We start from the raw sequence: 9,662 nt of genomic DNA, 5'->3' as shown, positions 1-9,662 counted from the left end.
TCCCGTCGCCGTCCGGTACCACCACAGCCTCCTCGCCCAGCGCGTCGAGCCAGGCCCAGCCGAGCGCCACCCCGACACCCCGGGCCAGCTCGGCCACCCCGACCCCCACGCCGACACCGACCCCCACCCCGACGCTGGCGGCCAGCGACGGCGAACCGCGTGACGCCGAGCTGAGCATCCCCGCCATCGACATCGACGACCTCGAGGTCGTCGCCTACGAGGGGTCTCCCGACGACGGGCCCGGCACCGAGATCCAGGACGGCGGGGTGGCGGCCAGCCCGTACGGCGAGGAGGGCGGCACCGGCGCCGGCGGCGTCGGCAACTACATCGTCACCGCGCACCGGCTGTCCTCGACCCAGGCCTTCCTCGAGCTGCCCGAGCTGGAGGAGGGCGAGGAGGTGCACGTCGAGGCCGACGGCGTCCGCTACACCTACGAGATCACCGACACCCGCGAGACCTCGTTCCGCTCAGACGAGTCGCTGGCCGAGCAGCGCGCCCCGGTGCCGGGCGAGCCCGGCGAGGAGGCCACCGAGGCGATGATCACGCTGTCGACGTGCGCGACGCCGGAGGACGACGCGGAGGGCAACTTCTGGCGCGACGAGTTCGGCAACCCCGAGCACCGGATCGACAAGATCGGCGTCCTGGTCGAGGTCGAGGAGGTCTGAGCCCGCGGAGTTGCATCCGCCCTGGTCCGGCCTGGTATCGTCGCTCCCTGCTAGGGGCTATGGCGCAGTTGGTAGCGCGTCTCGTTCGCAATGAGAAGGTCACGGGTTCGAATCCCGTTAGCTCCACCACCCGGCACCGGACCCGTCCGTGCCGACGTCCCCTCCCCGACCCGGCCGCCTCAGCGGTCCCGTCCGGCGCGACGTCGCCGGACCATCAGGTACAGGGCCAGGAACATCACCCCGAGCACCAGCCCGACAACGGCCGAGTCCCAGCCGGACCACCAGCCGAGCAGCGTGCCGACGAGCCCGAGGACTCCGCCGACGAGCCAGCCCACGCCCAGGCCCAAGCCGGCCCGGTCGGCGCGCTCCCGGTCCTGCCGCTCCAGCCTCTTCCAGTCGAAGGCCACGACCGCAGCCTAGGGCTGCGCCACGAAGGGCCACCGGCAGCCGCCACAGATCGTTCCTCGCGGCGCGTGAGCGGCCGACCGACCGGGGTATGCCCGCAGCACGGAGGAGCCGGGAGGACGGGGACCATGGTGATTCAGCGACGCATCGGCACGGAGGTGCCCGGTGGCTGACACGGTGGAGCAGGTCGCCGACGGCGTCCACCTGGTGTCAGCACACCACGTCAACTGCTACCTGCTCGGGAACGCCCAGACGGGGTTCACCCTCGTCGACACCGGCCTCCCGGCCAGCTGGGACCTGCTCGGACGCGCGCTCACCGGGCTCGGACGCTCGATGGCCGACCTGCGGGCGGTGGTACTGACCCACGCCCACTTCGACCACATCGGCACCGCCGCGAGGATCCGCCGGGAGCTGGACGTCCCGGTGTACCTGCACCCCGACGACCACTGGCTGGCCGCGCACCCCTACCGGTACCGGCACGAGCGCGCGCGTCCGCGCTACCTGCTGCGCTACCCGAAGGCGCTGCCCGGGCTGCTGTCGATGGTCCGCGCCGGTGCGCTGCGGGTGCCTCCGGTGACCGGTGTGGAGCCGATGTCCGACGGGCAGCAGCTGCCGGTACCCGGCGAGCCGCTGGTGGTGCACACCCCCGGCCACACCGACGGCCACTGCGCCCTGCACGTGGCGGAGGCCGACGCACTGCTCGTCGGTGACGCGCTGGTCACCGACGACCCCTACACCTCACGCACCGGGCCGACCCTGGTCGCCGGCGCGGCCACCGCATCGGCCGAGCAGGCGCGCGCCTCGCTGGAGCGGCTGCGCTTCTACCCCGACGCCGTCCTGCTGCCCGGGCACGGCCGTCCCTGGACCGAGGGGGTGGAGCAGGCGGTCCAGATCGCGCTCGCCCGGCCGATGCTCTAGCCGGCCCGCACCAGGCTCAGACCGACGCGCGCCAGGCGACGATGCTGCGCACGGTCGTGCTCGGGTCCTCCCCCAGCGCGGTGACCACCTCCGACGGCGTCGACTCGTTGAGGGCCACCCAGCCGCGCACCGTCTCGTCGGTGTCGCCCGCCAGCACCCGCAGGACGTCCGCCGGTGCGGCCTGGTTGCGGGCCACCCACGTCCGCACCCCGACCTCGGCGTCCCGGGCCAGCTGCAGCAGCAGGTCCGCCGGGGCGTGGTGGCTGCTCGCCGCGCTGGCCCGGATCCGGGGGTCCGGGTCGCCCGCGAGCAGCCGCAGCCGGCGGATCTTGCTCTCGGTCACCGGCGGCGCGGCGGCCCCGGTGACCACCTTGGCCTCCCGCAGCTCGGCCGGCACCGACCGCAGCTGCTCGCGCATGGCGTCGGTGCTGAAGCGGATGCAGGACACCCGGACCCCTTCCGAGACGGTCGACGACAGGTCTCGCACACTAACCCCAGACGTCCCCCGGCCCGCGCAGCGACACCGCCCTCAGCGTCGGGTCCGCCGCACCGCGACGACGTTGTCGGTCACCTCGGCCTGCTGACCGCCCGGCCCGGTGGCCAGCCGCCGGACCGCCGCGACCCGCACCGGTGACCAGCCCTCGACCAGGCCGATCGAGCGGCGGGTCTGCTGCGGGCTCGGGAACTCGATGCCGGCGTCGGCGGTCCACGACCAGGGCGCCGAGGAGGCGTGGTCCACCGCCACGAACACCCCGCCGACCCGGACCCGCTCGGCGGCCCGGGCGAGCACGGCGTCCCGGTCGATGCCGAGCGTGCTGTGGAAGAAGCAGGCGTAGACCAGGTCGAACTCGCCGGCCGGCAGCGAGGCGGTGAGGTCGTGCTGCTCGGTCCGCACCCGGCCGAGCGGTCGCCGGCTCTCCGCCAGGGCGGCGGTCCGCGCCAGCGCGGTGGCCGAGACGTCGGTCGCGGTCACCTGCCAGCCCTGCTCGGCCAGCCACACCGCGTCCCCGCCGTGGCCGCAGCCGAGCTCGAGCGCCGAGCCCGGACGCTGCCGCAGCCCGTACAGCGTGTCGACCAGCGCCGCGTTGGGCCGGGTCACCCAGTCCGGGTCCCGGTCGGCGTACTGCTCCTCCCAGAACTCCGCGCTGGTCCCCGCCGGCGCGCTCATGCCGCCGCCCGTTCCCGCACCGCGCGCTCGACGTCGGCCATCATCAGGTCGCCGTGGATCGCCGAGCCGGCGTACATCCCCTCGCTCATCGACGGCACCACCGAGGCCATCAGGTTGCCCGCGTTCCCGGCCACCCAGACCCCCGGCAGCGCGGTGCGCCCCATCGGCCCAGCCTCGATGAACCGTCCGCGCGGACCCTCGGTCAGGGTGCCGCCCAGCTGCTCGTAGAGCTCCCCGCGGGCCACGAACCGTGGCGCCACGACCAGGGCGTCCAGGCCGACGGCGTGCCCACCGGCCAGCTCCACCGCCCGCAGGGCGCCGTCCTCGCCGACCACCCGGAGCACCTCGCCCGAGACCACCTCGACGCCGACGGCGGCCAGCTGCTCCCAGTCCTCGGCCTCGAAGTCGGCCACCGTGTGCTGCAGCACCGTCACGTGCGGGCTGAGCTGGCGGAACATCAGCGCCTGGTGCACCGCCGCGGGGTCGGTGGCGAGGACGCCGATCCGCTTCCCGCGCACCTCCCAGCCGTGGCAGAAGGGGCAGTGCAGCACGCTGGTCCCCCAGTGCTCGGCGAGCCCCGGCACGTCGGGCAGCTCGTCGACCAGCCCGGTCGCCAGCAGCAGCCGGCGTGCCGTGGCGGTCGAGCCGTCCGACAGCGTCAGGACGAACCCGTCCCCCTCGCGGCGCACCGTCGCCACCTCGCCCTCGCGGATCTCGACCCCGTACCCCTCGGCCTCCCGGCGTCCGGCAGCCAGCAGCTCCCGCGGCGCGATGCCCTCGTGCCCGAGCACGTTGTGGGCGCCCTCGGCGGGGGCGTTGCGCGGCTGGCCGGCGTCCACCACCAGCACCGAGCGCAGCGACCGGGCGAGCGGGACGGCCGCGCTCAGCCCGGCGAAGCTGCCTCCGACGACGGCCACGTCGTAGTTCGTCATGGTGTCTCCTCACGTCCTCAGCCGGGTCCTCCCCGGCGACACCACCACGGTAGACGCGCCATGCGCCTCAGACATAGGCTCTTGCGCATGGAGCAAGAAGTGGAGCTCGACGCCCTCATCCGGCAACGCATCCGGGGTCTCCGGCTCGCGCGGGGGTGGTCGTTGGACGCGCTGGCCGCCCGCTGCTACCTCAGCCCCTCCACGCTGAGCCGGATCGAGACCGGCCACCGCCGCATCGCGCTGGACCAGCTCGTCCCGATCGCCCGGGCCCTGGGCACCAGCATCGACCAGCTGGTCGAGCCGGGCGAGGACGAGGACGTGGTGATCCGCCCGCACCCGAGCAGCCACCCCGGGATGACGACCTGGCTGCTCTCCCCCGAACGCGCACTGCGGGGCACGACGGTGGCCAAGATGCGCGTCACCCCCGAACACCGCTACGACCCCGGCGACCTGCGGGTGCACCCGGGGCGGGAGTGGTTCACGGTGCTCTCCGGCACGGCCCGGCTGCAGCTGGCCGAACGCACGATCATCGTCGGCGAGGGCGAGGCGGCGGAGTTCTCCACGATGGTGCCGCACGCGATCACCGCCGTGGACGGGCCGGTGGAGATCCTCACGATCTTCGACCACGACGGCGAGCGGGCGCACCTGCACCCCGGCGAGCGCCCGGCCGACGGGGAAGGGGCTTGACCGGCTGGCTGCTCAACCGGCCAAGCCCACCCAGGCTTATCCGTGGCGGACCGGACCACACAGCATCCACTCCACGAGTCACATTTAGGACAGCCTTACCTTGCGGCTAGGGTGCGGGCCATGAGCACACGACCCGCCCGACCCGTCGCCCGCCTCGCCGTCCGCTCCACCGAGTGGCTGGCGCCGCACCTGGTGCGGGTGGTGCTCGGCGGCGACGACATCGCGATGCTCTCCTCCAACGACCACACCGACCGCTACGTCAAGCTCGTCTTCACCCCCGTCGAGGGCGAGCCGCCGGTGCGGCGCACCTACACCGTCCGGGCCTGGGACACCGCGGCCGGCACCCTGACGCTGGACTTCGTCACCCACGGCACCGCCGGCGTCGCCGCGCCGTGGGCGAGCAACGCCCGTCCCGGCGACGAGGTCGGCGTGCTCGGTGCCGGCGGTGCCTACAGCCCCTCCCCGGACGCCGGCTGGTACCTGCTCGTCGGGGACGACTCGGCGCTGCCGGCGATCAGCACCGCGGTCGAGGTGCTGCCCGACGACGCCCGCGGCGAGGTGGTCCTCGAGGTCGACTCCCCCGCCGACGAGGTGCTGCCGACCCCGCCGCCGGGCGTCCGGGTGACCTGGCTGCACCGCGGCGGCGCCGAGCCGGGCGCGGTCAGCCTGCTGCCCGACGCGGTGCGGGCGCTGGACTGGCCCGCCGTCGGACCGCTGGACGTCTTCGCCCACGGCGAGCGGGAGGCGATGAAGGCGCTGCGGGACGTCTTCTTCGCCGAGCGGCAGCTGCCGCGCTCCTGCGTCAGCCTCTCGGGCTACTGGGCGTTCGGGCGCACCGAGGACCGGTTCCAGGCCGAGAAGAGCGAGCCGATCGGGCAGATCCTGCCCGCCTGAGGTTCACTCGCCGACGGCGCGCCGGCGGTCCTCCACCTCGACCGCCGGTTCCGCGTGCGGCGCCACCTCGGGAGCCGGTGCGGCGGGCACCGGCCCGGTCTCGGCCAGCACCGGCTGGGTGCGCCGTCCGGAGGAGGTGACGTCGGGGGCGGAGAGGTCGATGGTGCGCACGGTCCGCGGCGCCAGCGGCTTCGACACGTAGGTGGGAGTGGTCACCGGGATCGGGTCCCACAGACCGCGCAGCGGGCGTGAGGGCTCGTGGGCACCCGGCGCGTCCGCGCCCTCGGGCACCGCACCGACCGTGATCAGCACGGTCTCCTCCTCCGAGCCGACCCGGATCCGCGCCACCAGCTGGTCGTGGCGGCGCACCATCCGCCGCACGGTGATCCGGGCGACGGCGAGGAAGACCAGCAGCAGCCCGCCCGGCACCGCCAGGCTCCACCAGGGCAGCAGCTCCAGCGCCGCCGCGGCCAGGCACAGCGTCAGCCCGACCATCAGCACCACCAGCACCCGGCGCCGGCGCGAGGCGGCCTGGCGCTCCAGACCGCGGATCCGCCGGATCGCCGAGCGGCGCGTCATCGGCGTGGACACCTCGACGTCGCTGATCTCCTCCCCGTCCTGGTCCACCAGCGGAGCGGTGCCGCTGGTGACGATGCGCACCGAGGAGGAGAAGTGGTCGGCAGGGTCGTCGGCGTCCAGGTCGACCTGGTTCCGACGGAGGAAGAGGGGGACGAGGTAGGCCAGCCAGGCGGCCACGATGGCGGCGAAGATCAGTCCCGTACCCACGCCGCGAGCATAGGAGCGGTGTGCCTGTCGGTCGGCGAGGCGGGACGGAGTGTCGGCGGTCGGCGGGGACGGGGTCAGCCCCGCAGCCGCTCCCAGCGCCGCAGCAGCCCCTCCGGCACCTCCTCGGCGTTGAGCGCGAAGACCAGGTGGTCGCGCCAGTCGCCGTCGATGTGCAGGTAGCGCGGACGCAGCCCCTCGGGCCGGAAGCCGAGCTTGGCCACCACCCGCAGGCTGGCCGCGTTCTCGGGCCGGATGGCGATCTCGATGCGGTGCATCTCGAGGCTGGCGAAGCAGTGGTCGACGGCCATCGCCACCGCGGTCGGGACGATCCCCCGCCCGGCCACCCGCTGGTCCACCCAGTAGCCCACCTGCCCCCAGGCCGCCGACCCGCCGACGATCCCGCTGACCGTCAGCTGCCCGACCACCCGGGTCGACCCCTGCTCGGTGAGGTGGATCAGCCAGGGCAGCGCCCGGCCGTGCCGGGCCTGCTCCGAGAGCAGCCGGACCAGGGCGGCGAAGGTGGACGGGCCGGGCGGCGAGCCCGGCGGCAGCGTCGCCTCCCAGGGCCGCAGCCAGGCCTGGTTGTACTCACGGACCTCGGTCCAGCCCGAGCGGTCGCGCCGCCGGATCGGGCGCAGGTGCACCCGGGTGCCGTCGGGCTGGTCGTGCTCGAGGGTGACCGGCCACTCGACCTTCCTCACCCGTGGTCCCCGCCCCCGCGCAGCTGGGCGACCGCGTGACCCAGCAACGGCGCCAGCACCGCCAGCCCGTCGCGGACCGCACCGCGCGAGCCCGGCAGGTTGACCACCAGCGTCCGCCCGGCGACCCCGGCCACCCCCCGGCTCAGCAACGCCGTCGGCACCCCGGCCACCACCCCCCGGCGGGAGATCTCGGCGGGGATCTGCGGCAGCTCGAGGTCGAGCAGGGCCGCGGTCTGCTCCGGGGTGCGGTCGCTGGGGCTCAGCCCGGTGCCCCCGGTGGTCAGCACGACGTCGTGACCGGCCGCCACCAGCGCGCGCAGCCGCTGCCCCACCTCCGGCCCGTCGGGCACCACCTCGGCCTCGACCTCGGCGAACCCCCAGCCCCGCAGCGCCTCGACCAGCACCGGCCCGGTGCGGTCGGGGTAGACGCCGGCCGAGGCCCGGGTGGAGACGGTCAGCACCGCTGCCCGGGCGCCCTCGGGCACCGGGGCCGGGTCAGTCGCCGCGGGTCCAGGCACCGCTGCGCCCGCCCGACTTGGCCAGCACCCGGACGTCGGTCACCCGCGCCTCCCGGTCGACGGCCTTGATCATGTCGACCAGGGCGAGGGCGGCGACGCTGACCGCGGTGAGCGCCTCCATCTCCACCCCGGTCCGGCCGGTGGTGCGCACCTGCGCCTCGATGTCGACGCCGTGGTCGCGCACCGCCAGCTCGACGCTGACCCCGCTGATCGGCAGCGGGTGGCACAGCGGCACCAGGTCGGGCGTCTTCTTGGCGGCCTGGATCCCGGCGATCCGGGCCACCGCCAGCGCGTCGCCCTTGGGCACCGTGTCGTCGCGCAGCGCGGCCACGCAGGCCGCGCTGAGCAGCACCGTGCCGGCGGCGGTGGCCGAGCGGGCGGTGACGTCCTTGGCCGAGACGTCGACCATCAGCGCCCGGCCCCGGTCGTCCAGGTGCGGGAAGGCGCCGCTCGCCTCGCCCGGTGCGGGCTGGTCGGCCATCACGACACCTCGTCCAGCATCCACACCGGGACGTGGGAGCCGGCGGGGACGTGGTCGACGTCGGGGTCCATGACGATCAGCGCGTTGGCCCGGGCCATGCTGCTGACCAGGTGCGAGCCGTGACCGCCGACGGCGGTGACGCTGCGGCGTCCGGCCGGGTCGGTGGTGACCAGCCCGCGGGCGAACTGCTTCTTGCCGGGCACCGAGCGCAGCAGGTGGGTGGCGATCGCGCGCACCTGCGGGCGGAACAGCGGCTCCACCCCCATCATCTTGCGGATCACCGGGCGGACGAAGGCCTCGAAGGAGATGTAGGCGCTGACCGGGTTGCCCGGCAGCATGATCATCGGCACCCGGTCCTCACCGATCAGCCCGAAGCCCTGCGGCTTGCCGGGCTGCATCGCCACCTCGCAGAAGTCGGTCAGCCCGAGCTCGGGCATCACCGCCTTGACCACGTCGTAGTCGCCCTGGCTCACCCCGCCGGTGGTGATGATGAGGTCGGCCCGCACCAGCTGGTCCGAGATCGCCTGCTTGATCGCCTCGGCGTCGTCACCGACCAGGCCGACCCGGAACACCTGCGCCCCCTCCGCCCGGGCCGCGGCGGCCAGCAGGTAGGAGTTGGAGTCGTAGAGCTGGGCAGGGTTGCTCAGCGCCAGCCCCGGCTCCACCAGCTCCGATCCGGTGGCGAGCACCACCACCCGCGGACGCGGGCGCACCATCACCTTGTCGACGCCGATGGCGGCCAGCAGCCCGACGTCGCGGGCCCCGACCCGGGCGCCGGAGCGCATCATCACGTCGCCGGCGCTGACGTCCTCGCCGCGGCGGCGGATGTGCTGGCCCTCGCGGGCGGCGGCGAAGACCAGGACGTCCTCGGTGCCGCGGTCGGTGGCCTCGTAGGGCACCACGGCGTCGGCCCCGGGCGGGATCGGCGCGCCGGTCATGATCTTGATCGCGGTGCCGGGCGGCAGCGGCTCCTCGCTCCAGTCACCGGCGGCGATCTCCCCCATCACGGCCAGCGTGACCGGGGCGTCCTCGGTGGCGCCGAGGGTGTCGCCGAAGTGCACCGCGTAGCCGTCCATCGCCGAGTTGTCGAAGCCGGGCAGGTCGACGTCGGACTCGATGTCCTCGCAGATGCTGAGGTCGAGCGCGTCCAGGATCTGCTGGCCGAAGGCCGGCAGCTGGTGCACCTGGTCGAGCAGGTAGTCGCGGTGGTCCTCCATCGAGCGCCAGCCGCGCTCGTCGGTCGGGGGCGGCGGCGGCAGCTGGGGGGCCTCCGGCTCGGCGACCACGACCTCCGGCTCTTTCTTCTTGCGGCCGAACAAGGGCATGAGCCCCACCCTAGTGCCGCGCCCGCGCGCTCCCCGGCAGGTCGAGACGCCACACTGGGCAGGTGCCCTCTCCCTCCGCCGACGACGAGGCGCTGTCCGGCGCCAAGCAGCTGCTCCGCCGGGCGGTCCGGCAGCGCCGGGCCGCCCGGCCCGCCGACCAGCGGGCCGCTGACGACCTGGCC

General features: G+C 74.6%; 13 protein-coding genes and 1 tRNA gene. 5 read left to right on the top strand and 9 right to left on the bottom strand.

Annotation, left to right across the window (positions count from 1 at the left end; all coding sequences use genetic code 11):
• Together DVA66_RS12645 and DVA66_RS12640 are read left to right on the top strand one after the other, a co-directional pair.
• On the top strand, window positions 1-665 hold a 665-nt coding region (locus DVA66_RS12645), incomplete at its 5' end, for a sortase domain-containing protein (protein ID WP_232821934.1).
• A gap of 53 nt (window positions 666-718) precedes the next feature.
• A tRNA-Ala gene (locus tag DVA66_RS12640) sits at window positions 719-794 on the top strand.
• Window positions 795-844: 50 nt separating this feature from the next.
• Here DVA66_RS12640 and DVA66_RS12635 read toward each other — a convergent pair.
• On the bottom strand, window positions 845-1,072 hold the full coding sequence (locus tag DVA66_RS12635; protein WP_114560409.1) for a hypothetical protein: 228 nt from the start codon (window positions 1,070-1,072) through the stop codon (window positions 845-847).
• A gap of 163 nt (window positions 1,073-1,235) precedes the next feature.
• Here DVA66_RS12635 and DVA66_RS12630 point away from each other — a divergent pair, with 163 nt between their 5' ends.
• The gene (locus DVA66_RS12630; protein WP_198671719.1) at window positions 1,236-1,988 is read left to right on the top strand and encodes an MBL fold metallo-hydrolase; all 753 of its coding nucleotides are present in this window, start codon (window positions 1,236-1,238) and stop codon (window positions 1,986-1,988) included.
• Window positions 1,989-2,004: 16 nt separating this feature from the next.
• Here the strand turns inward: DVA66_RS12630 and DVA66_RS12625 are convergent, their stop codons facing one another.
• The 3 genes from DVA66_RS12625 to DVA66_RS12615 all read right to left on the bottom strand — a co-directional run bounded on the left by DVA66_RS12625 (window position 2,005) and on the right by DVA66_RS12615 (window position 4,088).
• Window positions 2,005-2,436: a hypothetical protein gene (locus tag DVA66_RS12625; protein WP_114560408.1), complete on the bottom strand. Its 432-nt coding sequence runs from the start codon at window positions 2,434-2,436 to the stop codon at window positions 2,005-2,007.
• An 81-nt stretch (window positions 2,437-2,517) separates the two neighbouring features.
• Entirely contained in the window at window positions 2,518-3,156 is a 639-nt protein-coding gene (locus DVA66_RS12620; protein ID WP_114560407.1) for a class I SAM-dependent methyltransferase, read from the bottom strand.
• Window positions 3,153-4,088 (bottom strand): NAD(P)/FAD-dependent oxidoreductase, encoded by a 936-nt coding sequence (locus DVA66_RS12615; protein WP_114560406.1) that lies wholly within the window; start codon window positions 4,086-4,088, stop codon window positions 3,153-3,155. Before DVA66_RS12615 ends, DVA66_RS12620 begins: the two co-directional genes overlap by 4 nt.
• Before the next feature lie 87 nt (window positions 4,089-4,175).
• On the opposite strand from DVA66_RS12615, the gene DVA66_RS12610 reads away from it, so the two are divergent.
• Both DVA66_RS12610 and DVA66_RS12605 read left to right on the top strand, forming a co-directional pair.
• Window positions 4,176-4,775, top strand: coding sequence for a helix-turn-helix domain-containing protein (locus DVA66_RS12610; protein ID WP_114560405.1), 600 nt, complete (start codon window positions 4,176-4,178; stop codon window positions 4,773-4,775).
• Window positions 4,776-4,895: 120 nt separating this feature from the next.
• Window positions 4,896-5,669: a siderophore-interacting protein gene (locus DVA66_RS12605; RefSeq protein WP_114560404.1), complete on the top strand. Its 774-nt coding sequence runs from the start codon at window positions 4,896-4,898 to the stop codon at window positions 5,667-5,669.
• A gap of 3 nt (window positions 5,670-5,672) precedes the next feature.
• On the opposite strand, the gene sepX is transcribed toward DVA66_RS12605, so the two are convergent.
• The 5 genes from sepX to glp form a co-directional block, all read right to left on the bottom strand.
• Window positions 5,673-6,455, bottom strand: coding sequence for a divisome protein SepX/GlpR (gene sepX / locus DVA66_RS12600; RefSeq protein WP_114560403.1), 783 nt, complete (start codon window positions 6,453-6,455; stop codon window positions 5,673-5,675).
• 74 nt (window positions 6,456-6,529) lie between these two features.
• On the bottom strand, window positions 6,530-7,156 hold the full coding sequence (locus DVA66_RS12595) for a GNAT family N-acetyltransferase (RefSeq protein ID WP_114560402.1): 627 nt from the start codon (window positions 7,154-7,156) through the stop codon (window positions 6,530-6,532).
• Window positions 7,153-7,641, bottom strand: a complete 489-nt coding sequence (locus DVA66_RS12590) for a MogA/MoaB family molybdenum cofactor biosynthesis protein (protein ID WP_114560401.1) — start codon at window positions 7,639-7,641, stop codon at window positions 7,153-7,155. Before DVA66_RS12590 ends, DVA66_RS12595 begins: the two co-directional genes overlap by 4 nt.
• A 10-nt stretch (window positions 7,642-7,651) precedes the next feature.
• On the bottom strand, window positions 7,652-8,155 hold the full coding sequence (gene moaC / locus DVA66_RS12585) for a cyclic pyranopterin monophosphate synthase MoaC (protein ID WP_114560400.1): 504 nt from the start codon (window positions 8,153-8,155) through the stop codon (window positions 7,652-7,654).
• Window positions 8,155-9,480 carry a molybdotransferase-like divisome protein Glp gene (gene glp / locus DVA66_RS12580; protein ID WP_114560399.1) on the bottom strand — a complete coding sequence of 442 codons (1,326 nt, stop codon included), beginning with the start codon at window positions 9,478-9,480 and terminating at the stop codon, window positions 8,155-8,157. Before glp ends, moaC begins: the two co-directional genes overlap by 1 nt.
• Window positions 9,481-9,662 lie beyond the last annotated feature (182 nt).

It is taken from the genome of Desertihabitans aurantiacus (assembly GCF_003344635.1).
GTDB lineage: Bacteria > Actinomycetota > Actinomycetes > Propionibacteriales > Propionibacteriaceae > Desertihabitans > Desertihabitans aurantiacus.
Note: the sequence above shows the minus strand (reverse complement) of the source record. Positions and strands in the feature narration are given on the sequence as shown.

Bases quoted from the DNA above. Each gene is read 5' to 3' on its own strand.
- DVA66_RS12620 (WP_114560407.1), bottom strand. From the start codon at position 3,156: ATGAGCGCGCCGGCGGGGACCAGCGCGGAGTTCTGGGAGGAGCAGTAC.
- DVA66_RS12615 (WP_114560406.1), bottom strand. From the start codon at position 4,088: ATGACGAACTACGACGTGGCCGTCGTCGGAGGCAGCTTCGCCGGGCTG.
- DVA66_RS12610 (WP_114560405.1), top strand. From the start codon at position 4,176: ATGGAGCAAGAAGTGGAGCTCGACGCCCTCATCCGGCAACGCATCCGG.
- DVA66_RS12605 (WP_114560404.1), top strand. From the start codon at position 4,896: ATGAGCACACGACCCGCCCGACCCGTCGCCCGCCTCGCCGTCCGCTCC.
- moaC (WP_114560400.1), bottom strand. From the start codon at position 8,155: ATGGCCGACCAGCCCGCACCGGGCGAGGCGAGCGGCGCCTTCCCGCAC.
- glp (WP_114560399.1), bottom strand. From the start codon at position 9,480: ATGCCCTTGTTCGGCCGCAAGAAGAAAGAGCCGGAGGTCGTGGTCGCC.